Here is a 25213-nt window from a genome sequence, read left to right as displayed (position 1 = left end):
CCCATGACGATGCTGCACGTAGATGGAATCGATCTCGCCGCTGACCGACGTGGCTCCACTGATGCGCCGGCCGTCCTGCTGATCGCCGGCGGCGCACAGTCGATGGACTGGTGGACACCCGAGTTCTGCAATGCCCTCAGCGCCGGAGTTCTCCAGGTGATCCGCTACGACCACCGCGACACCGGCCGGTCATCGCAGTCCCCACCTGGCCGCCCCGAGTACACGGGCGACGACCTGGTGGGCGACGCCCTGGCAGTCCTCGACGCCTTCGACATCAAGCGCGCTCACCTCGTCGGCATGTCGATGGGCGGCGGAATCGCGCAGGCACTCGCCGTGAGCCGCCCGGATCGTGTCGCGTCGGTGACTCTCATCGAGTCGAGCCCGTCCGGAGGCGACCACGGATCACTGCCCGGCCCGACCGCCGCAGTCGCCGCCACCTGGACCGAACCCACGCCCGCGATCGACTGGGCCGATGTGGACTCGGTGATCGACTATCGCGTCGACGCCGAACGGCCCTACGCCTGCCCAGGACGATTCGACGAAGCACGCGTCCGGCACATCGCATCCCTCGAGGTGCGCCGCACCGCGAACATGGAGTCGTCGATGTCCAACCACTTCGTCGCGCGTCCGGCCGACGGCGTCGACCCTGCCGAGATCTCCGCGCCGACGCTCGTCGTTCACAGCGTGGACGACCCGATGTTCCCGGTTGAGCACGGCCACGCGCTTGCCGCGATGATCCCCGGATCCCGGTTTCTACAGTTGGCCGGAGTTGGGCACGAGATTCCGCCGCCGCACACGTGGGACGTCGTTCTGCCCGCGATCAGGCGTCTCACGTCGGAGTCGTCAAAACTCTCGTGACCTACGAGCCGACCGCCCGCGCGAGCCCCATGGAACGATCGGCGGCCGTGTCCATAGCCCTGACACCGCGGCCGCTCCACCTACGCTTTCCCACCCACGACAGATCTGCCGACTACTCGATGCCGCGCCTACTCCTCCCGAGCGCCGATGAGGGCTTCGGAGATCACGTCGGTCGCGCGTCGGAGAGCCGGGACCGCCCGTTTCAGCAGATCCGCGTCCATGCGCGCTTCGGGACCGGAGATGCCGATGGCCATCGGCGTCGGCGCGCCGGGCACGGCCATCGCGATGCACCGAACACCGATCTCCTGCTCCTGTTCATCGACGGCGAAGCCGTCGGCTCGCACCTTCTCCACGTTGGCGAAGACGGACGACAACGTGGTCACACTGTTCTCGGTGGCCGCCGGAAGGCCGGCCTGCGTCACGAGCTTCAGAATCCGCGCGTCGTCGAGCTCGGCGAGAACGGCTTTGCCGACGCCGGAGTTGTGCAAGTTCACTCGACGCCCGATCTCGTTGTTCGTGCGCATGCTGTGCAACGACGCGACCTGGCCGGTGTAGATCACCATGTCGCCGTCGAGGACGGCGAGGCTGGCCGTCTCGGACAGTTCGTCGACGAGCGCTTGGAGAACAGGGCCCGCCACGGCGCCCAACTGCCGATTCGCGACCTCACCCAGGCGAATGAGCCGCGGACCGAGCGAGTAGCGACGATTGGGAAGCTGCCTCACATAGCCGATGCCGACCAGCGTTCGGAGAAGTCGGTGGATCGTGGGAGGTGGAAGCGGCGACTCGGACGACAGTTCCGTCAGCGAACACTCCCCGCCAGCACGACCGATCAGTTCCATGAGCTCGAAGGCGCGTTCCACCGATTGAACGCCGCCCGACCTGCCATCCGCCATGCGGTTCATTCAACACGCTCATGATTCGTTCCGCAATGCGGAATCGGCGATCAACAAGAAGACCGGCGAATCCTTGTGTATTCGACCCCATTCACAGTAAACTCCACATCGTGGAATTCTGATTCCGATTCCGCACGACAATGCCAACCGGGAGGCCACCACTGTGACCCGACATCTCGACGACGCACTGCTCGACGACGTCGATCGCCGTCTCACATCGGCAGACGCCGCACTGAAGGCGCAATACCCCGGCGACGACGGACGACGCCAGCCGATCCACACCGTCTACCTGCCCGGCGACCGCTACACGGCGACCATGCCGCAGGAGTGGGGCGCGGCAGCACTGGACGCCGCCCAGAACGCGGGCGGCCTCGACGCCGTCGCCGCGATGATCGGCAGCACGGACACCGCCGACACCCTCGCCGAACTCGTCGCCCGCAAACTGACGACCGAGCCCATCGAAGACCTCCGCATCGACTTCGAGGACGGCTACGGCAACCGCGGCGACACCACCGAGGACGCCGACGTCGCCGAAGCCGTCAGTCGCCTCCGGATCGCACTGGACACCGGAACGTCGACGCCGTTCGTCGGCACCAGGTTCAAGTGCTTCGAGACCCCGACGCGTCGACGCGGTCTGCGTACCCTCGATCTGTTCATCGGCGGGCTGATGGAGACCGGCGGACTGCCCGACGGCCTCACCCTCACCCTCCCCAAGGTCACCTCTGTCGACCAGGTGGAGGCGATGGTGCTCGTCGCCGAGACCCTGGAGTCCGAGCACAATCTGCCCGACCACCGCATCCGCTTCGAGGTGCAGGTCGAGACGCCGCAGTCCATCCTCGGCGCCGACGGCAGCGCACCCGTGGCCCGCATGATTCATGTAGGCGACGGACGCGTCAGCTCCCTTCACTACGGCACCTACGACTATTCCGCATCGCTCGGCATCGCGGCCGCATACCAGTCGATGGAACACCCCGCGGCCGACCATGCGAAGAACGTCATGCAGCTCGCCGTCGCGGGCACCGGCGTCCACATGTCCGACGGCTCGACCAACATCCTGCCGATCGGCGACACCGACACCGTGGCCCACGCCTGGAAGCTGCACGCCCGACTGGTGCGCCGACACCTCGAACGCGGCATCTACCAGGGCTGGGACCTGCACCCCGCGCAGCTCGTGACCCGGTTCCTCGCCACATACGCGTTCTACCGCGACGGCTTCGGCCCGGCGGCGACACGTCTCCGCAACTACGTGCACAAGCTCGACTCGACGATCCTCGACGAGCCGGCCACCGCGCGTGCCCTCGCCGCCGTCATCAACCGCGGCGTCACCTGCGGCGCGGTGACCGCCGATGAGGCCGAGTCGGCGACAGACCTTCCGATGTCCACCGTCCGCGACACAGCCCTGGGCCGCGCGACCACCACCACCAGGAGAGAACAGTGACCTCAGCGTCGTACTACACCCCTCGCGGCGGACTGCCCCCGCAGACTGATCTGCTCACCGACCGCGCGATCGTCACCGAGGCGTACACGGTGATCCCCCGCGGAGTCCTCTCCGACATCGTGACCTCGGTGTTCCCCGAGTGGACCGACACCCGCGCGTGGATCATCAACCGTCCTGTCGCGGGTGGCGCGACCACCTTCTTCCAGGCCATCGTCGAGGTGGCGCCCGGTGGCGGCGCCGAGCGTCCGGAGCCGCAGGCAGAGGTCGAGGGCTTCGTGTTCGTCACGTCCGGCACCCTCACCGTCGTCGCCGCAGGCCAGACCGAGACCCTCACCGAGGGCGGCTTCGCCTACCTTCCGGCAGGCACTGTCTGGTCGTCTCGCAACGACGGCGACGCTCCCGCGACGTTCGTCTGGATCCGCAAGCGCTACGAGCCCGCCGAGGGCCACACGCCGTCCGTCAAGTTCGGCAACGAGCAGGACATCGAGCCCTCCGCGATGCCCGGCACCGACGGCAAGTGGCGCACCACCCGCATGCTCGACCCGCAGGACCTCGCTTACGACATGCACGTCAACGTCGTCACGTTCGAACCCGGCGCGACGATTCCGTTCGCCGAGACCCACGTGATGGAACACGGCCTGCTGATGCTCGAGGGCAAAGCCGTCTACCACCTCAACGGGGACTGGGTGGAGGTCCAGGAAGGCGACTACCTGTCCCTGCGAGCCTTCTGCCCGCAGGCCTGCTACGCCGGCGGGCCGTCGAACTTCCGCTATCTCCTCTACAAGGACGTCAACCGCCAGATCACGCTCTGACGCCCCACAGACACTGCCCGGCACGCGACAGCGTGCCGGGCAGTTTCCATCTCGGCAGCAGCCGTGGTCAGAGCACAACGAAGCCGGGCACCTGGGAGGGGATGCCCGGCTTCGTTGTGGTCGCTGTGGTCGTCAGATCGTGAACGGCCAGCCGATGACCTTCTTCTCACGCGGTTGCGCGTATGTCCGTACCTTAGACGTCGAGAGTCCCATGCGGACAAGGCCTTCCGCGATCGTGACGGCCGAGCGAACTCCGTCGACGATCGGGACACCCGTCGCCTCGCGCACGCGTTCTTCGAGTTCTGCCATTCCGCCGCACCCGAGGCAGATCACCTCGGCGTGATCGGATTCGACGGCTTCTCGGGACTGAGCGACGATCGCCTCGACGGCCCGGTCCGGATCGGACTCGAGTTCGAGGACACCGAGCCCGGACGCACGGACCGATGCGCAGCGAGCGTCGAGTCCCGCGAGCTTGAGCCGATCCTCGATGAGCGGAACGGTGCGATCGAGCGTCGTGACGACCGAGTACTTGTGGCCGAGGTACATCGCGGTCGACGCGGCGGCCTCGGTGATGTCGACGACAGGAACGTCGAGAAGCTCCTGCAGGCCCTCTCGACCGTGCTCGCCGTATCCCGCCTGGATGACGGCGTCGAACGGCTCCGAGTACGAGGTGATCGCATCCATCACTGCGATGGCCGCGAGGTAGCTCTCGAAGTTGCCTTCGCACGAGTCGGCGCCGAAACGCGGCGTGATGCCGACGATCTCGGTTCCCGGCGAGGCGACGGCGCGCGCCGACTCGGCGATGGCATCGGTCATCGACTGAGTCGTGTTGACGTTGGCTACAAGAATCCTCATCAAGTCTCCTTCGGTGACGGTGATCTAGTGGGCGCTCTGGACGGCGATCTCTTCACCGGAGACGTCGCGGAACGGTCCCTGGCGATCGGCGACGGCCAAGTAGACCACCGCACCGAGCCCGGCTCCGATGAACCAGGAGAAGTCCGCGACCACCTTGAACGCCGGCACGAATGCCAACAGCAACGCGACGATCGCGGTGACCACAAACGCGAGCACGGCACGAGGATTGACGCCCTTCGTGTAGTGGTAGTCGCCGTTCTCGTCCATCGAGAAGAGATCCAGGACGTTGATCTTGCCCCTGCGGACGAGCCAGTAGTCGGCCATCACGATGCCGAACAACGGGCCGAGCAGTGCACCGAGGCCGCCGAGGAAGTAGTCGATCACCGCCGGCGAGTCGTACAGGTTCCAAGGGAGGATCACCAGGCCGATGACGGCCGAGACGACGCCCGCACGACGGAAGTTCAGAACCTTCGGGAACAGGTTCGACAGCGCGTAGATCGGCGCGACGAAGTTGGCCATCAGATTTACGGCGACGGTCAGAATCAGCAGGGCGAGGCAGGCCAGGACCAGCAGGAACGTGTTCGGGACGGTCTCGACGATGTCGGAGACCGACGTGATGACCTTGCCGTCGATCTTGAACTGTCCGCCGGCGAGGACCACCACAATGCCGCCGAACAGCAGCATGTTCAGCGGGATGCCGACGAAGTTGCCACGAACGATGGAGCCCTTCGACTTCGCGCTACGAGTGAAGTCGCAGAAGTTGAGGACGAACGTGCCGTAGATCGCGACCCAGAGGCTCGCAGCGCCGATGATCTTGGCCCACATCGCGCCACCGGTCTTGGCGTCGGGAGCGGTCCACGCGATCGACCAGTCTGCTTTGTTCAACATCCATGCCGCGAGCGCGACCATGGTGATCAGGATGACCGGACCGGCGAAGGCCTCGTACTTGCGGATCATCTCCATGCCGTAACTGACGATGAAGACCTGGATGATCCACAGGCCGACGAACGAGATCCAGCCAAGAGTGGAGAGGCCGAGGAAGTCGTTGGTGTCGAGTGTGCCGGCCGACGGCGCCAGCGCCACGATCATGACTCGCAGCACAACCGACGCCAGATACGTCTGGACGCCGAACCATGCGATGGCGACGATGCCGCGGATCAGGGCGGGAACCTGGGCTCCGCGGATGCCGAACGAGATGCGGCTCATCACCGGGAACGGGACGCCGGTCTTCTCGCCCATGAAGCCGGAGAGGTTGAGCAGCAGGAAGAGAAATGCTCCGCCGAGGCCGAGGGCCAGCAGGATCTGCCAGCCGCCGAGGCCGCCGGCCGCGAACAGACCCAGTGCGAATCCGTAATTGCCGAGGCTGTGAACGTCATTGGCCCACAGGGTGAAGATGCTGTACGCGTTCCAGCGTCGCCCTTCGCGTTTGGTCGGGGCAAGGTCGGCGTTGTACAGCTCCGGGCTCGGTACGAATCCGGAGTCCTTGACGGTCGACACGACGTCCACCGGCTCGGTCATCTCTGTGCTCATGGGAAGAACTTTCACGTTCGGGGCGGTGGCCGGGGAGCCGACCGCTGTATTCCACTCTGCGGAAAGAGTATTCCACAGGTTCGATAAGTAACGCGTACCTTAGGCCAAACTGTCAAGCCCCGGGCCGCCTTGACCGGTGTCTCCCGTCACATCTACCATTTCCGTTGAGTAGACTTCTAGTTCCACGATGAGGAACTTTCATCTCGCTAAGGAGACCCGTCCATGACCGACGACGCTGCCGATTCGACACAGGCACCGCAGGCCCGATTCGATCTTGTCGTCCGAGGCGAGAAGACCCTCACCACGGCTGGCATCGTCGCACGCGAGATCGGCATCACCGGCGGTCGTGTTGTCGCGATCGAACCGCTCGGCAGCGGACTGGACGGCGCCGAGGTCATCGAGCTGACGTCCGACCAGGTGATGATCCCCGGGCTCGTCGATACCCATGTGCACGTCAACGAGCCCGGCCGCACCGAGTGGGAAGGCTTCGACTCCGCGACCCGCGCCGCAGCCGCGGGCGGTGTCACCACCCTCATCGACATGCCGCTGAACTCGATCCCGCCTACGGTCAACGTCGAGGCGCTCAACGCCAAGCGCGCAGCCGCCGCAGGAAAGACGCACATCGACGTCGGATTCTGGGGCGGTGCAGTCCCCGGCAACAAGGCCGACCTGCGCGGCCTGCACGACGAAGGCGTCTTCGGCTTCAAGTGCTTCCTTCTCCACTCCGGCGTCGACGAGTTCCCGCACCTCACCGCCGACGAGATGGAAGAGGACATGGCCGAGCTGGCCGGGTTCGACTCACTCATGATCGTCCACGCCGAGGACTCCCGCGCAATCGACCATGCCCCCACCGCAGAGGGGAATCAGTACTCGCAGTTCCTCGCCTCGCGCCCGCGCGGCGCGGAGAACGTGGCGATCGCCGAGGTCATCGAGCGGGCTCGCTGGACCGGCGCCCGGGCACACGTGCTCCATCTCTCGTCGTCCGACGCTTTGCCGATGATCGCCTCCGCCCGCCGCGACGGTGTCAAGATCACCGTCGAGACCTGCCCGCACTACCTCACGCTGCTCGCAGAGGAGATCCCGAACGGTGCGACCGCGTTCAAGTGCTGCCCGCCGATCCGCGAGGCGTCGAACCGCGAGCTCCTCTGGCAGGGCCTCGAAGACGGCACCATCGACTGCATCGTCTCCGACCACTCTCCGTCGACGATCGACCTCAAGGACGTCGAGAACGGCGACTTCGGTGTCGCCTGGGGCGGCGTCGCGTCGTTGCAGCTCGGCCTGTCGCTGATCTGGACCGAGGCTCGCAAGCGCGGAATCCCCCTCACTCAGGTCATGGAGTGGATGTCGGCCAAGCCGGCCGCTCTCGCAGGGCTGAACAACAAGGGTCGCATCGCACTCGGCTACGACGCCGACTTCGCGATCTTCGAGCCGGAATCGGCCCAGGTGGTCGACGTCAACAAACTGCACCACAAGAACCCGATCAGCCCCTACGACGGACGCGCCCTGGCAGGCGTCGTCAAGAGCACGTGGCTGCGCGGAAAGAAGATCGACTTCAAGACCGCACAGGGTCGCATGCTGCGTCGCGGCGACGTGTAATTGCATCTGCTACTGCTGTCTCTCGGCGACGGAGCGCTCACGCGTTTCGTCGCCGAGTGTGTTTCCAAACCCGCTTCGGACGTACGGATCGGCGTCGTCGCCGGTGCAGGCCGTGAACTGTTGGAGGACCGCGGATACACGACCGTCGACGACTTCGGCTTCGGCGATGTCGACGCCGTCTACGTGGGCGGCGGCAACACGTTCCGAATTCTCGCCGATCTACAACGCTCAGGCATGGACCTGGAGCTCTCGGAGAGAGTGCGCGCAGGTCTCCCCTACATCGGGCTCAGTGCCGGCTCGGTGATCGTCGGACCGGACATCGAGCCCGCCGGGCTCCTCGACGATCCCACCGAAGCTCCGGACCTGGCCTGCACCGCAGGATTCGGCCTGATCGATCAGGTCGTCGTCCCTCACGCGGGTGGCATGCTTCCCGCGTATCCGTCATCGTTGATCGCGGAGACCCTGCGCATCTACGGGCCGCGGTTCCCGCTGCTGCCCGTCGACGACGACCAAGCCGTTGAGATCCACGACTCGACACTTCGCGTCATCCGAAGTCCCTGACAGGCCCGGACCGAAGGCGTCAGATGTCGTCGAACGATCCGCCGCGGCCCTTGCCGGATGCAAAACGGCCCGCGCCGCCGATGCCGTCGGACATGAGTGACGTCATGCCGACCTCGAACTCCGAGGAGAGCGCTGATGCCTCGTCGAGGCTCCACTGGTCACGGGCCGACCGACGGTCGCCGCGCATGCACGTGTTCGGCATCCGCGCGATGTCGTGAGCGAGTTCGACGGCGGCGGCACGCGCGGAGCCGTCCGGCACCACCCTGTTGACCAGCCCGAACGACAACGCTTCCGTGGCGTCGACCGGACGGCCGGTGAGGATGAGGTCCATCGCTCGACTGTGGCCGATGAGCCGTGGAAGCCGAACGGTTCCGCCGTCGATCAGTGGCACTCCCCATCGCCGGCAGAAGACTCCGAGTGTTGCACTCTCGTCGGCCACCCGCAGATCGCACCAGAGGGCGAGTTCGAGTCCCCCGGCGACGGCGTGACCGTGGATCGCCGCGATCACCGGCTTGTCGAGATCGAACCGCGTCGGCCCCATGGGTCCGTCTCCGTCCGGAGTAACCGAGTTTCCTCGCTCCGTTCCGACTGCTTTGAGGTCGGCGCCTGCGCAGAACGACGGTCCCTCACCTGCGAGTACCGCGACCTTGGCGTCCGACTCCTCGAAGTCACGGAACGCCGCCGCCAGCTGAGCGGCCATCGGACCGTCGACCGCGTTGTGCCGGTCACCGCGATCCATCACGACGACGAGGACGTCACCGTCGCGCTCCACACGGACATCGCTCATGTCAGGCTTGCGGCCGCGCGTCGTCGGCGAACACGGCCATCCGCGTCACGTCGTGGTAAGCGCCGTCGACCCAGAACTCGTCTCGCTGGTGCCCCTCCACGTGGAAGCCGCACTTGCTGTACACGTGGATCGCGCCTTTGTTCTCGTCGTCCACCTGCAGATACACCTTGTGGAGGTTGAGGGTGTTGAACGCGTAGTCGAGCACGAGTGTGGTGGCCGTCTGCGCGTACCCATGCCCCTGGCGACCGGGCGCGACGATGATCTGGAACTCGCAGTTTCGATGGATACGACGGATGTCGACGAGTTCGACGATGCCGACTGCTTCTCCGTCGTCATCGATGATGAAGCGGCGAGACGTCGGATCGCCGCGACGCGCCTCGAACTTGGCCTCGAAATCGGCGCGCGTCACGTACGGCTCGACGAACCAGTACCGGACCACCTCCGGATCGCTGAACAGCGAGTGCAGGAACTCCAGATCGGTGGTCTCTTGCGCGCGGAGGGTCACAGTCATCCTGCCACCCTACCGAGCGCCGTACCGACGTTCCGACCTCGCTTCACTCGTTCAGCGGTGTGAAGAAGTTGACCAGATTGCCGTCGGGGTCGCGGAAGAGGAGCGAACGGTTGCCCCACGGCATGTCGGTCGGTTCGTTGACGAATGATGTGACGACACCCCGCAGGCGCCGATACTCGGCGTCGACGTCGGCCACGAGGAAGTCGAGCACTACGGACCTGTTGGCCGCCGGTTCCACGGCCCGCTCCCCCAGCAGACTCGCGGTGGCCGAACTGGCGATCGCGAGGTTTCCGATTGACGTGTTCAGCTGTGCGAACAGTGGATGCAGACGCTCAACGGCTCCGCCGGTCACGGTCTCGTAGAAGGCGACGAGTCCGTCGACGTCGTCGGTGATGATGCGAGTTGCTGCGAAGGTCACGGTGTCTCCCTGGAGTCGGATCAGTCGGCGTCGTATCGGGCTGATGCCCTGACCATAGGAGCCATTCCGGCCAGTTTCCGTCCGCTTTGCCTTCGCTCATGTCGAACTAACTGACGATACTACTATGATTTTCAACACTATTGAAGTATTATGGAAATAACAGCAAAACCGGACAAGGTCCAAGGCTCATTGAAGGGGCGAGCACCATGACCATCACGTTTGATCTACCCGATTCGCCTCTCGAACTGGCGCACCTGCAGGATGCGGTGGCCGCGAAGCTCTCGTCGGTGTCGCTTACGGCGATGACCGACGACGATGTCCTGCTCGCTGCGGATGTTCTTGAACGTTCGCATCGCCGGTCGGACGGCGTCGACGCCCGCCTCTTCGCGGAGGTCTCTACCCGCGGTGCGTACCGCAAGGCCGGCGCCCAGACGCCGGGCAAGTACCTCACCTCCGCGCTTCGCCTCGGTGCCGGCGCAAGTAAGCGTCGCCTGGCCGCGGCGTTGGCGATCAGCCCGATGTACAACTACTCCGGCGACCAACTCGACCCGACACTTCCGGCCACCGCAGCCGCGGTCGCCGACGGCGACCTCTCAGTCGACCACGTCAACGAGATCGTCGCCGTGATCGAGGAGATCCCCGCCGCCATCCCGGCAGGGGACAAGGCTCGTGCCGAGGCCGAGCTCGCCGAACTGTCCCGCGAACTGACCCCGGAGGGCACCCGCGAAGTCGGACGCCGCATCCTGGCCCACCTCGACCCCGATGGATCGTTGACTGACGACGCCGACCGCGCCCGGACCCGAGGATTCGCGATCCAGCCGCAGGACAAGCGCCTGATGTCCAAGATCCGGGCACAACTGTCGCCGTCGCTTCGAGCCAAGCTCGAAGCAATCCTCACCCTGTGGGCAGAACCCGGGATGAACAACCCCGACGACCCCGAGTCACCCCGCGGCGCCGCCTACGGCGCCGACGCCGAAGCACTCTCCGCCGCGCGTGAGCGGGACACCCGCTCCCAGTTGCAGCGCAACCACGACGCGTTGGAGGCGATGCTCGACCACGTTCTCGCCAACGGCGCCCTCGGCGACTCCGTCGCCCTGCCCTCGCATCTCGTAGTCACCGCCTCACTCGAAGACCTCGAGAACCGGGCAGGGGTTGCCGTCACCGCCACCGGCACGCGTCTGCCCGTCACTGATCTGGTCGACATCGCAGCCGACGCCACACCGTGGCTCGAGGTCTTCGAGGGCCAGTCCTCGCAGATTTTGTATTTCGGGCGTGGCCGCCGCCTCGCATCCCTCGCCCAACGCCTCGCGTTGTTCGGCCGGGACCGCGGGTGCACCGCACCCGGCTGCACCACCCCGTGGTCACGCACCCAAGCCCACCACATGCCCGACTGGCACGACGGCGGCCCCACCGACATCGACCACCTTGGAGGGGCCTGCGGTCCTCACAACCGGAGCGTTGCGAAGACATCCGGCGGGTGGGAAACCACCATCCTCACCACCGGCCCCTTCAAAGGCCGCGTCGGATGGCGACCCACCGGCTCCAACCAGCCGTGGACAGTCAACCACTCCCTCCAACCCGAGAAACTCCTCCCGGCCATCCGGGCCACCAAGTCCGGATCAGCTGTCGAGAAATGGATCTCCTGCCGGATCCCGGCCCCACCACCTGGACCGCCCACCCCACCAGGGGCCGACGTGGTGCGGTACCCCGCCCGAGCTGGTCAAGCGGGGACACCGCCATGCCCATTACCTGCCAGTCGCATCTCGCCGCTTTTTGACTCGCAAGATCGCTCAAGGAGCTATGGATCACCGCGAGCGGCGGTAGTGGACTGCGATGGCGCCGTTCGTCAGCGGCTCCGCCGAGATCAGCTCAAGACGGCGGGTGGTGGGCAGACCTGACTGGTGGAGCGTCGGGCCGTGCCCGACGATCATCGGGTGAATGAGAAACTTGTACTCGTCGATCAGATCGAGTCGGTCGAGTTCCGCAGCGAGGGAGACACTGCCGACGAGCACGCCGTCAGGGGTGCGCTCTTTGAGGTCGCCGATAGTGATCCGCAGATCACCACTGAGGTGATGACTGTTCGTCCAGGGAAAGTCGGTCCGCGTGGTCGACACGACGTACTTCGCCTTCGACTCCAGCGCACGAGCCCAGTCTTGGAGCGCGGGCGGCGCGTCGACCTCGCCGCGAGCCACGGCGGGCCAGTAGTCCTCCATCATCTCGTACGTGACTCGGCCCCACAGCATCGCGCCGCTGTCGTTCATGAGGCGGGTGAAGTACGCGTGGGTCTCGTCGTCGGCGATGCCCTCTCGATGGTCGACACAACCATCGAGTGTGACGTTGATGCTGTAGGTCAACAGTCCCATGCGGCTGATCTCCTCGCCTGGTGTGTCAGCCCTGTCGGACTGCGTCGAACGGGAGGTTACCGCTGACGCGAGCCGCAATGGCGTCACTTGTGAAATCCTTCGCGCGACGTGCCGCTTCCAGAACGGTGGCGCCCTTCGCGAGTTCCGCGGTGACCGCGGCGGCGAGTGTGCAGCCGGCACCCGAGACCCGCTCGCTTCCGATCTTCGGGGCACGCAACACCGTGACGTCGTCGCCGTCGAAGAGTACATCCACGGCGTCATCGCCCGGCAACTCCACCCCGCCCTTGGCGAGAACATACTGCGGCCCCTGCGCGCCGATTCGGCGTGCGGCCTCAGCGAGGTCGTCGACAGTCTGAATCGAGTCCATCCCTGACAGGATCTGCGCTTCGAACAGATTGGGCGTCACCACTGTGGCCTGCGGCAGCACCTTCGCACGCAGCGCCTGGTCGGTGTCGAGCGCGGCCCCCGGCTCCTGCCCCTTGCAGATCAGGACCGGATCGAGCACCACGTGCCGCCACGACTGGCCGGAGAGCGCATCGGCGACGACGTCGATGGTCGCGGGCGTGCCCATCATGCCGATCTTGACGACATCGAGATCGTACGCGCTGGTCGCGGCTTCGATCTGGTCCGCGATGACAGCCGGATCGACCGGCACGAAGCGGTGGCCCCAGTTGTTCTTGGGGTCGAACGACACTATGCATGTGATCGTGCCGAGCCCGAACGCGCCGAGCTGCTGAAACGTCTTCAGGTCTGTCTGAATACCGGCACCGCCGGTGGCCTCCGAGCCTGCGATCACATATGCGAAGTCAACCATGGGGCCATGGTAGTGGCCGTCAGATCACCCTCACCATTCGTGATCCCCCGTGGCCGTCCGACGAGGATTCGGCGAGGTCGAACACCTCCTCGAATCCTTCGACGAGACATTCCGCGAACAGGTCGATGTCGGTGACGGCCGCGGCGTCGATGTTCAGTCCGAGACAGGCGACCCCGTTGTGCGTGATCATCGTCGCCATCACGGCACAGCCGGGCAGCGGGCCGAACGGATACATCCGCTCCACCTTTGCGCCCGCGAAGTACGTGTCCCACGGGATGCCGGGAACATTGCTCGCCTGCAGGTCGTTCATCGCCGTGGTACCGCTGAACTGCGTCAGAACCTGCCCGGGCAGCCACGCCAGGACGGGGCCGATCGTGTTGAAGATGTCGACCGCGGGTTCGCCGCGTGCGGCCCGCACCTGCTCACGGATGGTCAGCACGCGCTCGAACGGATCGTCGATGCCGATGGGCCCCGCGAGGCGCCCGACGGCGATTCGGTTGCCACTCGCCGAATCGCCTTCCTGGCGAACCGAGATGGGAATGGCCACCGGGATCGACTCGGCGAACACCCCGTTCGCATCGTGGTACTTGCGGAAGCCGCCGATGAGCCCGGCGAGGTACACGTCGTTGACCGACGCGCCCGTCGCGGCACTCGCTGCCCGAATCGCTCCGAAGTCGGCTTCGAACGCACTGAACCGCCACGACACGCTGCGACCCGCGAGCAGAGGCGATCCCTCAGGGCTGATCATCCCGGCGACCCGCGGAACGGAACGGCCGTAGCGCAGGACACGGCTCAACGTCTTCTTCGGATCGGTGAGCGCCCGGACCCCGTCGACGGCGAGGCCGGCGAGCTTAGGCAGCCTGTTGAGCTCCTCGCTCACCTGGCGCGACAACACGTCGAGCCCGGACAGCTCGGCAGGCTTCGGCGCGGGCGGCTGAGGCTTTCCCGGTTTCGGCTCGCGCGTCGTCGAGTGAAGTTGAGCGACGACGAGCATCGCGCCCATCCCGTCGGTCAACGCATGGTGGGCCTTCATGAAGTAGGCGGTCTTCCCCTCCGCCAGGCCGTCGATCAGGTAGCCCTCCCACGGCGGCCGGGCCGGGTCGAGCGGTGTCATCGCGATCTGCTCGCACAGGCTGAACAGTTCGCTCATCGAACCGTCGCCTGCCACGCGGACGCGCCGCAGGTGATAGTGCAGGTCGAAGTCGGGATCCACCTGCCAGCTCGGCGTCCCCGTGCGCAGCGGTGACTCCACCACACGCTGTCGGAATCGGGGCGCCATCCGGGTCCCCCAGTCGTGAGCAGCGACCAGCCGGTCCCAATCGGGTTCACAGTCGAGCACTTCGACGACCGAGATGGTCGACCGGAGCCGACGGTCGGCGTCGCCTCGCCACATGACGGTGTCGACCGCGCTCATCTCGCCGTCGTTGCCCCAGTCGAGCGGCTTGTCGTCAGTCACCCGCCGACTCCTTCCATTCGAAGACTCCCATGGTCTTGGTCATCCGTCCGTCGTCGAACGCCGTCACGGGCCAGTCCGCCAGCGCGTCCAAGAACGCCTCACGCACCTGGTCGGCGTATTCGCCTGCCTTCTCCGGCACCCAGCTGGAGGTGTCGACGGGGGGTAGGACCCGCACCTCGACGGTTCCAGGTTTGATGAGCTGCGCGCCGCGCCACATCAGTTCACCCGCGTTGCGCATCACAACTGGAACGATCGGCACGCCGGCCTGCATCGCGATGTGGAACGGCCCTTTTTTGAACGACCCGATCCGCGGCGTCGCCGACCGTGTGCCCTCCGGGGCGACCACCAGCGACAGCCCCTCTTCCTGGATCTTCTGGACCACCGGTTCGAGTTGCTCGATGGCCTTGCCCGCATCGGCTCGATCGATGAATGCGACCCCACCCACCTGGAGGATCTGTCCGAACAGCGGAACGCTGCGGATCTCCTTCTTTGCAACACCGGTCGCGTGATCGCGGACCAGGTGGATCATCACCGGGAGGTCGAGCTTCGACTGGTGATTGAACACGAACACACACGGTCGGGCCTTCTCCAGGTACTCCCGCCCGTCGAGGACGTCGACGCTCACTCCGGCCAACGCGAATCCGGTGTCGATGCCCGAAGCGACCGCGTCTTGCATGGCGGCGGTGCTGTCCTCGCCGCCCATCAGACCCCTCGCGATTCCGACAGCCGCGCCGCCGAGGAACGACCCGTAGAACGCGCTCGTCCTGGCCATCATGCCCAGGGTGCTGTGTGACGGATTGCGAAGCTCCAGGATCGGCCATCCCCGCGACTCGGCGACGGCCCGCAGCCCGCTCTGCGGGGAGATCGCGGCGGGATGCCCCACCGACTCGAGGTACGGCACGTCTTCGTTTCCGTCGCTGTACGCGAACGACGACGCCAGATCGAGATCGTGCTCGGCGGCGAGGCGACGCACCGCCGCAGCCTTGCCCGGGCCCCAGAGGGGACGCCCCAGGATCCGTCCGGTGACGACCCCGTCGATCACTTCGACGTCGGTCGCGAGGGCATGGTCGGCATCGATCTGCTTCGCGATCGGCTCGATCTGGAAGCGTGTGGCCGACGACGCTATGACGATTCGGTGTCCCTTGGCGCGGTGTGCGCGAATCACCTGCCACATCTGCGGACGCAGTTTGGACGCCGTGTCCTCCTTGAACAGCTTCTCACCCATCGAGAGCAGCTCGGCGTAGGTCTTGCCCGCGAACGCGGGGCGCGTCGCCTCGAGCACCTCGGCGTAGTCCTGCTCCGACGAGCAGCCGCGCAGGGCGATCATCAGGCCGTCGAGCAGTTCGGCGCCGGTGAACTCCAGACTCTTCAACCGGGCGCGCAGAATGGCGACCGCCGAGAAGCCGTCAAGCAGCGTCCCGTCGTAATCGAAGAAGGCGCACACCTGCTTCCCAGACGGAGCGGCCTTGATCTCCTGCAGCCGGTCGGCAAGCGCGCTCACCGGTGGTCCTCTCGTCGGTTCACAGCGGCCTGTTCCGCTTCGATCGCAGCCAGCCGGGTCAAACGCGACCGCAGTTCTTGCACGTCGTCGAGCCATGCCCGACGCGCGGCTGAGACGGCGTCGTCTGATTCTCCCGCAATGGCTCCCTGATTGTCTGCGAGGCGGTACGCGCCGTCGTAGAGCTCGCGAGACACCGAGTCCATCTTGACGATCCCCTGCATCGCGAGCTGCCGACCAAGCCCCAGGCAGTCGGCCAGCACCGTGTCCTTGTCGACATCGACCGACCCGAGCTTCGCCAGGTGAGTCGCGACGACATACTGCGCGTCGAAGAAGGTCTGCAACGACCTACGCGCCAGCAGCATTCCGGCGCTGGCGAACAGAGTGTCGTACACCCACTCGATGGTGGGACGACGGGTGCGCCAATCCGCGGAGATCAGGTCCATCTCCTGGCCGAGTCGATGGAGGAACTCCTCCTTCGGAGGGAAGAAGAACTCGAACTTCAGCAGATCACGAGTGCGGAGAGCCTCCGCTTGTCCGGCCGCGAGCAGCCCATCCGACGGCGTCGGCTTTCCGTCCGCGAGCGCGAGCATGCCGAGTTCGACGATCGCCCTGTCGACGAAGTGATGCAGCGCGCCGTTCCGGTAATACGCGGCGACCGCATGATTGTCCGGCGCGATCGACCAGACCTGTTCCGGGCCTCCGTCGAACGTGTCGAGAACCCCGGCGTCGGTCAGTTCGCTGAGTGTCGTCAGCAGACCGAGCCCCCGGCACAGGGACGGGTCGGGACCGGGCAGTTTCCGCGCGTCGATGTAGGTCAGCAGCGGCGCGAGGATCTCCTCGATCTCCCGGGCCGTGTAGGCCCGGTCCTCCGCGCCAAGCAGCGCGAAACCGGCGAGCGACGTCGCCGAGATCGGGGTGGCGGCGTTGATCTCGTCCATCACACGGAAAGCGACCTTCTCCAGCCGTGCACGGCCGGTGCCTGCTTCGTCCAGCGCCGTACGCAGCGAGATCGGCTCGCCGAATCGCACGCGGGCCTCACCGCGGTACTCCCGCTGGGCCCGCGCGTACTTGAACAGCCACTTCAGGTCTTCGGGCGTCTTCGCACCACCGGCCGACTCCCGCGCCATCGCCGCGATCTCAGGCAGTTGGTCGTAGACGATCGACGTCGGGACCAGCATCACGTCACCGTCGTCGAGCGCTTCGACGGCGTCGGCGACATACGCCAGGAGTCCGAGCATCGGCGGCCTCAGCTTGCCGGTGCGCGACCGGCCGCCCTCGATGTACCACTCGAGGTTGAAGTGCTTCTCGACGATGAACGACAGGTACGAGCGCATCGCGAACTTGTACACCGGGTCCGAGCCGAACTTGCGACGGATGAAGATCGTGCCCGCACGGCGGGCGATCGAACCCATCGGCCAGAACGCCAAGTTGTCGCCGCCGAGGACGAGGTTCTGCGGAAAGTCGTGGTCGTGCAACACGCTCGCCAGGATGAGGGTGTCGACATACGACCGGTGCGACGGCAGGAACACCAACGAGTTCGACTTGTTCAGCGTCCGCAGTCGGCCGAGGGTGTCCAGGTCGGCCGTGACGGTCCAGGCCCGCTCATACAACCCGCTGAATGTGGACGTGAAGACATCCTGCACCAGGCGGCTCTGGGTGGCGACGAACGTTCCCATCTTCTCGGTCGCCTCCTGGGCCACCGTCGACGCACTGCGACCCAGATCGGCCGCGAGTTGCGCAGCCGCCGCCTGGAAGCGCGCCGAGGAACTGATCTGCTCGGCCACCAGTCGCGGCACCTTGTAGCGTGTGCCCACGATCTCCAGTTCGGCCCGTTCAGCCGCCAGCGACGCCTGCATCGCGACGAACGACGCGAACGACTCCCCCTCTGCCTGCTGGGTCCCGTAGCGCGCCCCGAGGTCGGCGACGGTCGCGGGAACACCTTCGACCACACGCACCCGGTCTTGCCCGAGTCTCCTGATGGCCTGCTGCCGAAACGCCGGAGGACGCCGCGGGTTCGAGAGCACGATGGCGTCGGCGAGCGCGACCCGCCGTTCGCCCTTGCGAACCGGCGGCAGCCACACCACACGCGCCGGGACCAGCATCGTCTGCGGGTCGAGCGCCCCGAAATCCACCTCACCGAGGCGACGTACGTCGACTCCCGGGTAATTGGATGCCGCCCACTCCGCGACGATCTCCTGCTCGGTCGTCGTACGCACATCGGCCAGAACGATCACACCCACTGAACAGTCCACCCCTCTACATCAACCGAGAAGACCGATTGTGGTCGATTCACGCGGCCGGCGGACCCGAATCGGCGCCACTGTCCGTTCAGCCGGCGGCGAACACACCCTCGGACAGGACGACGTCGTCGCCGATCGGACGTGTCATCGACCAGTGCTGGGTGAATCGGCAGACGGACATCCGCCACTTCCCGCCCTCAAGTCGGTATTCGTCGTGGTACTCGCCGACCGACACAGTCTCGGTCCGCTGGACGGTGTTGACCTGGCGGAATCGCAACGACCAACGGCCGCGTGCGGTGTCGGGTCCGGTCACGTCGATGTCCGGGTGTCCGCCCGTGTGCATGTCGAGAACGGCGTACCGACCGTCGACCTTCGCGAGGGCCACCCGCTCGAAGACCGCGACCATCGGCCCCGCGTCGTCGAACGTGCCGAGGGGTCCGTAGTCGATCACCGCGCCGTCTGCGATGAACGAGGCCCGGAAGCCGTCCACGTCCTTCGCGTCGCATGCCCGCCAGTAGTTGTGCTTGAGCGTCGTTATGTCGGAGATCGCCGTCAATGCGGCGATCTGTGCCGGAGTGGTGTCCATCAGCTCACGGTAATGCCCACGATGAGCGAAAGCTCACAATTTGATCGATCGATCGACTACGTTTGTCGACCATGGACGTCTCACGGATGAAATGGCGCAGCTTCGCCGCCGCGCTTCTGGTGCCCGTCATCGCCGTCGTGCCGCTACTGACCCCGCAGCCCGCCACCGCAACACCCGCCACCCCCGCGTACGACCTCGCGAACGGTTGCTTCACGATGTCGGCGGTCCGCGGCGCCACGATTCCGGGCAAAGGCCCGTCGACAGCCAAGGCGGCCGCACTCGGCAAGTTCCTGTTCTACGACACCGCAGGCACGCTGCTGACCGCGAAGGGCAACCAGGCCGTCCGGAAGGCGACGCCGACAGACGAGGCGATCTGGAAGGTCGACCGGACCGGTTCGAGCTACCGGTTCACCTCGACCGCCGGCCTCACACGCTCGGTCCGTCTCACCCCGGCCACCGGATGTCGGGCTTTCCCCGAGGCGCAGATCGACGTCAGCGGGCCGACTCAGACCGGCACCGACCCCAGCGGGCGACTCCAGGGCTTCGTGGACTCCCACGCACATCTCATGGCCGAACAGTTCCTCGGCGGCCGAATGCACTGCGGCCGCCCGTACAGCCCGCTAGGCATCACCGTCGCCCTGCAGGACTGCCCCGACCACCGGCCCGACGGCATTCCGGCGGTCAGCGAACACATCCTCAGCAAGCCCGGCCCCCATGACACGGAGGGCTGGCCGACATTCAAGGGGTATCCCGCCTGGTACTCGCTCACTCATGAGCAGACCTACTACAGGTGGATCGAGAGGACGTGGCGATCCGGACTGCGAGTCCTCAACAACTACTACGTCCAGAACCGCGTGCTGTGCGAGATCTACCCGCTGTCCGACGAACCGTGCAACGAGATGGAGTCCGTGCGCATCCAGCACCGCCGAATGCTGCAACTTCGGGACTACATCGACGCTCAGGCCGGCGGACCGGGTAAGGGCTTCTTCCAGATCGCTACCAATTCGCAAGAACTGCGCCGGATCGTCGAATCCGGCAAGCTCGCCGTGACCCTGGGCATCGAGATCTCCGAGCCGTTCGGCTGCGGCGCGGTCGGCGGACGCCCGCTGTGTTCCGCCGCCGACATCGACCGTGGGCTCGACGAGCTTCACCGTCTCGGAGTCCGGCAGGTGATCCTCACTCACAAGTTCGACAACGCGCTCGGTGGTGCCAGGATGGACGGCGGACTCACCGGCGTCGGCGTCGAGATCGGTCAGGTCTACGCCGGCGGCGGACTCTGGCAGGTCGGCGAGTGCCCCGGTCACACCCACGACAACGATGCGATCGGCCGCGGCTCGGAGCGGTGCAACGTTCGTGGACTCACCCGGCTCGGCGAATACGCCGTGAAGGCCACGATCAAGCGGAACATGGTGGTCGACGTCGATCATCTGTCGGCGAAGTCGTCCGACCGCGCGCTCGACATCGTCAGCGCTCTCCGGTACCCGGGTGTCGTCTCCTCCCATTCGTGGACCGACGAGCTGAACTACCGTCGCATCATGGCCACGGGCGGCGTCGTCGGCCTGTACGGCGGCGAGACCGAGTCGTTCATCGACGAATGGCGAGAGGCACGCAAAGCGGCGCCGAAGGGCCGTCCTTTTGGCCTCGGGTTCGGTCCGGATATGAACGGTCTGGGCTCGCAGGCACCACCGCGGAAGACCGGAACACCCGTCACCTACCCCTTCACCATGCCCAACGGCACCGTCGTCAGTCGCCAGCGGACCGGTGTCCGGGTGTTCGACGTGACGAAGGACGGCACCGCGCACTACGGCCTGCTTCCCGACTGGATTCAGGGAATGAGACTCCAGGCGGGCGCGGACGGCAACGCCCTTGTCGCCGACCTCTACCGGGCAGCGGAGTCGTACGCCGCGATGTGGGAGCGCGTGGAGGCCTACCGACCATGACGACCCTCCCCCGCAGAGTTGTCGGAGGGTACGCCGCCGGAAGTGTGGGCACCGGAGGCTTCGGCGTCCTGCCCGGACTCGTCCTGGCGTACTACTTGACCGACACCCTCGGGGTGGCCGCGCTCATCGCGTCGGCCGTCGTGGTGATCCCCAAGGCGATCGATGTGTTGATCAACCCGGTCATCGGCGCGATCAGCGACCGCGCGGCCGCCGCGACCGGCAGTCGTACACGACTCATGCGACTCGGCGCATTCGCGCTGGTCCCAGCGTTCGTCCTCACCTTCAGCACACCGCAGTCGTTCGGGCCGACCGCCGCCGCCACGTGGGTCCTGGTGTTCTTCACGCTCAGCGCGGTCGCGTACGCCTGCTTCCAGGTTCCATACGTCGCGCTGCCGACCGAACTGACGCCCGACTACAACGAGCGGACCCGACTCGTCTCCGTGCGGATCGCCGTCCTTGCGTTGACGATTCTGGTGATCGGGGCGGGCGCCCCCGCCGTGCGGGACGCTCTCGGCGGCGGTGCCGTCGGCTACGTGGTGATGGCGGTGGCGGCAGTCGCGCTCATCGCGACTGGTATGACCGTCGCGACGTCGTCCGCCGCGACCAGGGCCCGCCCCGTCATCGGCGCAGACTCTGCGGATCTGCATCACCGCGACGCGTTCACGGCGTTCACGGGCAACACGCACTACCGGATCCTGCTGATCGTCTACGTGCTGCAGGCACTCGCCTCCGCGGTCATGCTCGCGGGTGCGCAGTATCTCGCGACGTACGTGCTCGAGGACAAGAGTGCGTTGACGATCGTCTTCGTCGCACTCGTCGCGCCGGCGCTTCTCGTGATGCCCCTGTGGGTGCGAGTCGGGGTGCGCCACGGCAAACGTGCCGGCCTGCTCGCGGCGTCAGTCCTGTTCGGCGCCGCAGCGCTCGGCCTGTCCGGAGCCGCCACAGCACCGGGGCCGTGGATCTTCGCACTGGTCGCGATCGCCGGTGTCGGCTACGCCGGCATGCAGACCTTCCCCCTCGCGATGCTGCCCGATGTGATCGATGAGGTGTCGCAGGATCGCGGACGCGATCAAGGCGGCGCACTCTCCGGATTGTGGACGGCCGGCGAAACGCTCGGCCTGGCACTCGGTCCCGGTGTTTACCTGCTCGTATTGGCGGCGACCGGTTTCGTATCATCCAGCGGAGACGACACCGCCCAGCAGACCGACCTCGCTCGTACGGGCATCTCTCTCGGGTTCTCGCTGCTGCCGGCTCTGCTCGTCTCGGTCAGCATCGCAGTCCTCCTTCGCTACGAACGAAAGGCGACCCCGTGACCTCACCCGGCAGCCCCATCGACGACGTCCTCGCCGAACTCGCCGCCCGGCGGGCCGCCGACGCTCCGACTCACGGCGGACGGATCCTGTCGTACGTCTACGATCCCGGCCTCGACGAGGTCGACCGACTCGCCGCCGAGGCGGCCGCTCTCGTCCAGCCTGTCAACGGTCTGGATCCGACAGTCTTCGGCTCTGTCGCGTCTTGTGAGCGAGATCTGATCACGTTCGCGCGCACCGCATTCGGGTCGGACGACGCGGTGGGATCAGTGACCTCCGGCGGAACCGAGAGCTGCGTGCTCGCGGTCCTCGCAGCGCGCGAGCACTCCGGTACCCGCGCCGGATCCGGCAGCATCGTGATGCCGTCGACTGCCCACGCAGCGTTCGACAAGGCCGCAAAGCTCCTCGGAGTGAGTGCCCGCAGGGTGCCGGTCGATCCGGTCACCACCCGCGTCGACCCGAAGGTGATGGCCGACGCCGTCACTGACGACACCTTTCTGCTGGTGGCGTCGGCACCGAATTACCCGACCGGAGCGCTCGACCCGATCGAGGAGGTCGGAGAAGTCGCGCTCGACCTCGGTCTGCCGTTGCACGTCGACGCGTGCCTCGGCGGGTTCGCCCTGGCGTGGTGGCCGGACGAGTTGCCCGCCTGGGACCTACGGGTGCCCGGCGTGACGAGCCTGTCCGCTGACTTCCACAAGTACGGATACGCGCCGAAAGGTGCGTCGATTCTGTTGCACACCGACCGTGACCGTCATCGTGCCGCCTACTTCGCGACCACCGACTGGCCCGGGTACCCGATCGTCAACGCCACGCTGCTCGGTTCTCGATCGGCAGCCGGACTCGCATCCGCCTGGGCTATCACCCGCCATCTGGGCTCCGATGGATTCAGCAGGCTGGTCGGGGACGTCTCATCGGCCCGGTCTGCTCTGATCGACACCGTCCGGGGCATCGAGGGACTCCGAGTGGTCGGTGATCCGCAAGGACCCGTTTTTGCCGTCGCCGCAGATCGCGACTCCCCTGATCCCGTCGACCCGCACCGTTGGGCCGATGAAGTGGCCGCACGTGGATTCACCCTTCAGGCCCAGCCCGGCTTCACACAAAGCGACGGCACGGTCCTCGCGCCGAGCACACATCTGACGATCACGCCGGTGACCGAGCGGATCGTCGGCGAGTTGTCGGAGGCCTTGGTGCTGGGTGCGGCCGCTGCCCGTGGTGTCGCGCCTGCTCAAGCACCTGCCGCATTGGCTGAACTGGGAGCGGCGTTCACATCTGGTGCCGTCAGCATCGACGACGCACTGGGGCTGGACTCCGCGACAACCGAGGCGGTCCTCGTCGGCGCGGGCATCGATCCGCACACCGATCCCACCTCCGCGTCCGACGCGTTGGACCTGAGCGCGGTGATCGCTGCGATCGATCTGTTGCCGAGGCCGGTCACCGCGAAGATGCTGACCGAGTTCCTCGCCGCCTTCACCAACCCCGTCCCCTCCCACGATCGGTCCAACGAACAAGGTCCGCCGGCATGACGCCGGCGGACCTTGACGATTCGATCGATCTTTCGAACGATCTCAGAGTGAACGAGAAATGATCTCCTTCATGATCTCGTTGGTGCCGCCGTAGATCATCTGGACACGGTTGTCGGCCCACATGCGGGCGATCGGGTACTCGTTCATGTAGCCGTAGCCTCCGAAGAGCTGCAGGCAGGTGTCGGCGACCTGCATGGCGCGATCGGTGGTCCACCACTTCGCCATGGCGACGGTCGGGATGTCGAGCTCGCCGCGGAGGTGCTTCTCCATGCAGTCGTCGAGGAAGACGCGTGCAACGTGGGCTTCGGTGGCGACTTCGGCCAGCTTGAACTTGGTGTTCTGGAAGCCGAACACCGGGCGGCCGAACGCGGTGCGCTCCTTGGTGTACGCGACGGTCTTCTCGAGCGCGACCTCCATGCCGGCCACCGACGCGACTGCGATGATGAGGCGTTCCTGCGGAAGCTGCGTCATGAGCTGGATGAAGCCGAGGCCCTCCTGGTCGCCGAGCAGGTTCGACTGCGGGACGCGGACGCCGGAGAAGCTCAACTCCGCGGTGTCCTGACCGCGCATGCCGACCTTGTCGAGGATGCGCCCGCGGCTGAAGCCTTCGCGGTCGGTCTCGACCAGGACAAGCGAGATGCCCTTGGCGCCCTCGTTGGAATCGGTCTTCACCACCACGATCACCAAGTCGGCCTGGCCGCCGTTGGTGATGAACGTCTTGGAGCCGTCGATGACGTAGTCGTCACCGTCTTTGACGGCCTTGGTCTTGATGTTCTGCAGGTCCGAACCGGTACCGGGCTCGGTCATGGCGATCGCGCCGACGACCTCTCCCGACGCCATCTTCGGCAGCCACGTCTTCTTCTGCTCTTCGGAGCCGTACGCGAGGATGTAATGAGCGACGATGCCGTTGTGCAGGCTCTGACCCCATGCGGAGTCGACGACACGTGCCTGTTCCTCGATCAAGACCGCCTCGTGGGCGAAGGTGCCGCCACCGCCGCCGTACTCCTCCGGGATCGACATACCGAGAAGGCCGACCTCGCCTGCCTTGGTCCACAGGTCACGATCGACGTGATGCTGCTCGATATAGCGCTCGGTGTTGGGCGCGATCTCCTTCTCGCAGAAAGCGCGCGCCATCTCACGCAGTGCGGACAGATCCTCGGTTTCCCAGCTGGGACGAGCCATGGTGTTCATACCAATCTTCGGTGACTTTTTTCGATC

22 protein-coding genes are annotated in these 25213 nt (G+C 66.1%); 9 read left to right on the top strand and 13 right to left on the bottom strand.

The window, feature by feature from the left end; translation table 11 throughout:
- Positions 1–3 precede the first annotated feature (3 nt).
- Positions 4–858, top strand: a complete 855-nt coding sequence (locus JVX90_RS05685) for an alpha/beta fold hydrolase (RefSeq protein ID WP_205331444.1) — start codon at positions 4–6, stop codon at positions 856–858.
- A 128-nt stretch (positions 859–986) separates the two neighbouring features.
- Here JVX90_RS05685 and JVX90_RS05680 read toward each other — a convergent pair whose 3' ends face one another.
- On the bottom strand, positions 987–1751 hold the full coding sequence (locus JVX90_RS05680; RefSeq protein ID WP_205331443.1) for an IclR family transcriptional regulator: 765 nt from the start codon (positions 1749–1751) through the stop codon (positions 987–989).
- Positions 1752–1914: 163 nt separating this feature from the next.
- Between JVX90_RS05680 and JVX90_RS05675 the strand changes: the two genes are divergently transcribed.
- Together JVX90_RS05675 and JVX90_RS05670 are read left to right on the top strand one after the other, a co-directional pair.
- Positions 1915–3189, top strand: a complete 1275-nt coding sequence (locus JVX90_RS05675) for an aldolase (RefSeq protein WP_205331442.1) — start codon at positions 1915–1917, stop codon at positions 3187–3189.
- The gene (locus JVX90_RS05670; RefSeq protein WP_205331441.1) at positions 3186–4001 is read left to right on the top strand and encodes a bifunctional allantoicase/(S)-ureidoglycine aminohydrolase; all 816 of its coding nucleotides are present in this window, start codon (positions 3186–3188) and stop codon (positions 3999–4001) included. The genes JVX90_RS05675 and JVX90_RS05670 overlap by 4 nt, the downstream gene beginning before the upstream one ends.
- A gap of 132 nt (positions 4002–4133) precedes the next feature.
- Here JVX90_RS05670 and JVX90_RS05665 read toward each other — a convergent pair whose 3' ends face one another.
- Both JVX90_RS05665 and JVX90_RS05660 read right to left on the bottom strand, forming a co-directional pair.
- Positions 4134–4856 (bottom strand): aspartate/glutamate racemase family protein, encoded by a 723-nt coding sequence (locus JVX90_RS05665; protein ID WP_205331440.1) that lies wholly within the window; start codon positions 4854–4856, stop codon positions 4134–4136.
- Between the two features lie 24 nt (positions 4857–4880).
- Positions 4881–6386, bottom strand: coding sequence for an NCS1 family nucleobase:cation symporter-1 (locus JVX90_RS05660; RefSeq protein WP_205331439.1), 1506 nt, complete (start codon positions 6384–6386; stop codon positions 4881–4883).
- A gap of 222 nt (positions 6387–6608) precedes the next feature.
- Between JVX90_RS05660 and allB the strand changes: the two genes are divergently transcribed.
- Positions 6609–7982, top strand: coding sequence for an allantoinase AllB (gene allB, locus JVX90_RS05655; RefSeq protein WP_205331438.1), 1374 nt, complete (start codon positions 6609–6611; stop codon positions 7980–7982).
- Positions 7983–8543: a Type 1 glutamine amidotransferase-like domain-containing protein gene (locus tag JVX90_RS05650; protein ID WP_205331437.1), complete on the top strand. Its 561-nt coding sequence runs from the start codon at positions 7983–7985 to the stop codon at positions 8541–8543.
- Positions 8544–8562: 19 nt separating this feature from the next.
- On the opposite strand, the gene JVX90_RS05645 is transcribed toward JVX90_RS05650, so the two are convergent.
- Genes JVX90_RS05645 through JVX90_RS05635 form a run of 3 tightly spaced genes read right to left on the bottom strand, consistent with a single transcriptional unit; the run spans position 8563 to position 10259 of the window.
- Entirely contained in the window at positions 8563–9330 is a 768-nt protein-coding gene (locus tag JVX90_RS05645; RefSeq protein WP_205331436.1) for a crotonase/enoyl-CoA hydratase family protein, read from the bottom strand.
- Position 9331: 1 nt separating this feature from the next.
- On the bottom strand, positions 9332–9841 hold the full coding sequence (locus JVX90_RS05640; RefSeq protein ID WP_205331435.1) for a GNAT family N-acetyltransferase: 510 nt from the start codon (positions 9839–9841) through the stop codon (positions 9332–9334).
- 43 nt (positions 9842–9884) lie between these two features.
- Positions 9885–10259 (bottom strand): VOC family protein, encoded by a 375-nt coding sequence (locus JVX90_RS05635; RefSeq protein ID WP_205331434.1) that lies wholly within the window; start codon positions 10257–10259, stop codon positions 9885–9887.
- A 206-nt stretch (positions 10260–10465) separates the two neighbouring features.
- Here JVX90_RS05635 and JVX90_RS05630 point away from each other — a divergent pair, with 206 nt between their 5' ends.
- Entirely contained in the window at positions 10466–12157 is a 1692-nt protein-coding gene (locus JVX90_RS05630) for an HNH endonuclease signature motif containing protein (protein WP_240194071.1), read from the top strand.
- Here the strand turns inward: JVX90_RS05630 and JVX90_RS05625 are convergent.
- The 6 genes from JVX90_RS05625 to JVX90_RS05600 form a co-directional block, all read right to left on the bottom strand.
- Complete coding sequence (locus tag JVX90_RS05625) at positions 12065–12622, bottom strand: dihydrofolate reductase family protein (RefSeq protein WP_205331433.1); 558 nt, start codon at positions 12620–12622, stop codon at positions 12065–12067. The two genes, JVX90_RS05630 and JVX90_RS05625, sit on opposite strands and share 93 nt — an antisense overlap.
- A gap of 25 nt (positions 12623–12647) precedes the next feature.
- The gene (gene thiD / locus JVX90_RS05620) at positions 12648–13436 is read right to left on the bottom strand and encodes a bifunctional hydroxymethylpyrimidine kinase/phosphomethylpyrimidine kinase (RefSeq protein ID WP_205331432.1); all 789 of its coding nucleotides are present in this window, start codon (positions 13434–13436) and stop codon (positions 12648–12650) included.
- 19 nt (positions 13437–13455) lie between these two features.
- Positions 13456–14850, bottom strand: a complete 1395-nt coding sequence (locus JVX90_RS05615; RefSeq protein ID WP_240194149.1) for a wax ester/triacylglycerol synthase domain-containing protein — start codon at positions 14848–14850, stop codon at positions 13456–13458.
- 34 nt (positions 14851–14884) lie between these two features.
- Positions 14885–16393: an HAD-IB family hydrolase gene (locus JVX90_RS05610; protein ID WP_205331430.1), complete on the bottom strand. Its 1509-nt coding sequence runs from the start codon at positions 16391–16393 to the stop codon at positions 14885–14887.
- Positions 16390–18633, bottom strand: coding sequence for a glycerol-3-phosphate 1-O-acyltransferase (locus tag JVX90_RS05605; RefSeq protein WP_205331429.1), 2244 nt, complete (start codon positions 18631–18633; stop codon positions 16390–16392). The genes JVX90_RS05610 and JVX90_RS05605 overlap by 4 nt, the downstream gene beginning before the upstream one ends.
- 88 nt (positions 18634–18721) lie before the next feature.
- On the bottom strand, positions 18722–19219 hold the full coding sequence (locus tag JVX90_RS05600) for a nuclear transport factor 2 family protein (protein WP_205331428.1): 498 nt from the start codon (positions 19217–19219) through the stop codon (positions 18722–18724).
- Positions 19220–19290: 71 nt separating this feature from the next.
- On the opposite strand from JVX90_RS05600, the gene JVX90_RS05595 reads away from it, so the two are divergent.
- Genes JVX90_RS05595 through JVX90_RS05585 form a run of 3 tightly spaced genes read left to right on the top strand, consistent with a single transcriptional unit; the run spans position 19291 to position 23995 of the window.
- Complete coding sequence (locus tag JVX90_RS05595) at positions 19291–21159, top strand: membrane dipeptidase (RefSeq protein ID WP_205331427.1); 1869 nt, start codon at positions 19291–19293, stop codon at positions 21157–21159.
- Positions 21156–22472 (top strand): MFS transporter, encoded by a 1317-nt coding sequence (locus JVX90_RS05590; RefSeq protein WP_205331426.1) that lies wholly within the window; start codon positions 21156–21158, stop codon positions 22470–22472. The genes JVX90_RS05595 and JVX90_RS05590 overlap by 4 nt, the downstream gene beginning before the upstream one ends.
- Positions 22469–23995 carry an aspartate aminotransferase family protein gene (locus tag JVX90_RS05585; protein WP_205331425.1) on the top strand — a complete coding sequence of 509 codons (1527 nt, stop codon included), beginning with the start codon at positions 22469–22471 and terminating at the stop codon, positions 23993–23995. The genes JVX90_RS05590 and JVX90_RS05585 overlap by 4 nt, the downstream gene beginning before the upstream one ends.
- Before the next feature lie 42 nt (positions 23996–24037).
- Here JVX90_RS05585 and JVX90_RS05580 read toward each other — a convergent pair whose 3' ends face one another.
- Complete coding sequence (locus JVX90_RS05580; protein ID WP_205331424.1) at positions 24038–25177, bottom strand: acyl-CoA dehydrogenase family protein; 1140 nt, start codon at positions 25175–25177, stop codon at positions 24038–24040.
- Positions 25178–25213 lie beyond the last annotated feature (36 nt).

The organism is Gordonia sp. PDNC005, assembly GCF_016919385.1.
Classification (GTDB): Bacteria; Actinomycetota; Actinomycetes; order Mycobacteriales; family Mycobacteriaceae; genus Gordonia.
This window is presented reverse-complemented; position numbering and strand designations above follow the sequence as displayed.

What these genes read in the sequence shown, in the direction of transcription:
- JVX90_RS05595 (WP_205331427.1), top strand. Translation starts at nt 19,291, where the DNA reads ATGGACGTCTCACGGATGAAATGGCGCAGCTTCGCCGCCGCGCTTCTG.
- thiD (WP_205331432.1), bottom strand. Translation starts at nt 13,436, where the DNA reads ATGGTTGACTTCGCATATGTGATCGCAGGCTCGGAGGCCACCGGCGGT.
- JVX90_RS05685 (WP_205331444.1), top strand. Translation starts at nt 4, where the DNA reads ATGACGATGCTGCACGTAGATGGAATCGATCTCGCCGCTGACCGACGT.
- JVX90_RS05590 (WP_205331426.1), top strand. Translation starts at nt 21,156, where the DNA reads ATGACGACCCTCCCCCGCAGAGTTGTCGGAGGGTACGCCGCCGGAAGT.
- JVX90_RS05600 (WP_205331428.1), bottom strand. Translation starts at nt 19,219, where the DNA reads ATGGACACCACTCCGGCACAGATCGCCGCATTGACGGCGATCTCCGAC.
- JVX90_RS05625 (WP_205331433.1), bottom strand. Translation starts at nt 12,622, where the DNA reads ATGGGACTGTTGACCTACAGCATCAACGTCACACTCGATGGTTGTGTC.
- JVX90_RS05680 (WP_205331443.1), bottom strand. Translation starts at nt 1,751, where the DNA reads ATGGCGGATGGCAGGTCGGGCGGCGTTCAATCGGTGGAACGCGCCTTC.
- JVX90_RS05630 (WP_240194071.1), top strand. Translation starts at nt 10,466, where the DNA reads ATGACCATCACGTTTGATCTACCCGATTCGCCTCTCGAACTGGCGCAC.
- JVX90_RS05580 (WP_205331424.1), bottom strand. Translation starts at nt 25,177, where the DNA reads ATGGCTCGTCCCAGCTGGGAAACCGAGGATCTGTCCGCACTGCGTGAG.
- allB (WP_205331438.1), top strand. Translation starts at nt 6,609, where the DNA reads ATGACCGACGACGCTGCCGATTCGACACAGGCACCGCAGGCCCGATTC.
- JVX90_RS05660 (WP_205331439.1), bottom strand. Translation starts at nt 6,386, where the DNA reads ATGAGCACAGAGATGACCGAGCCGGTGGACGTCGTGTCGACCGTCAAG.
- JVX90_RS05665 (WP_205331440.1), bottom strand. Translation starts at nt 4,856, where the DNA reads ATGAGGATTCTTGTAGCCAACGTCAACACGACTCAGTCGATGACCGAT.
- JVX90_RS05645 (WP_205331436.1), bottom strand. Translation starts at nt 9,330, where the DNA reads ATGAGCGATGTCCGTGTGGAGCGCGACGGTGACGTCCTCGTCGTCGTG.
- JVX90_RS05640 (WP_205331435.1), bottom strand. Translation starts at nt 9,841, where the DNA reads ATGACTGTGACCCTCCGCGCGCAAGAGACCACCGATCTGGAGTTCCTG.
- JVX90_RS05615 (WP_240194149.1), bottom strand. Translation starts at nt 14,850, where the DNA reads ATGAGCGCGGTCGACACCGTCATGTGGCGAGGCGACGCCGACCGTCGG.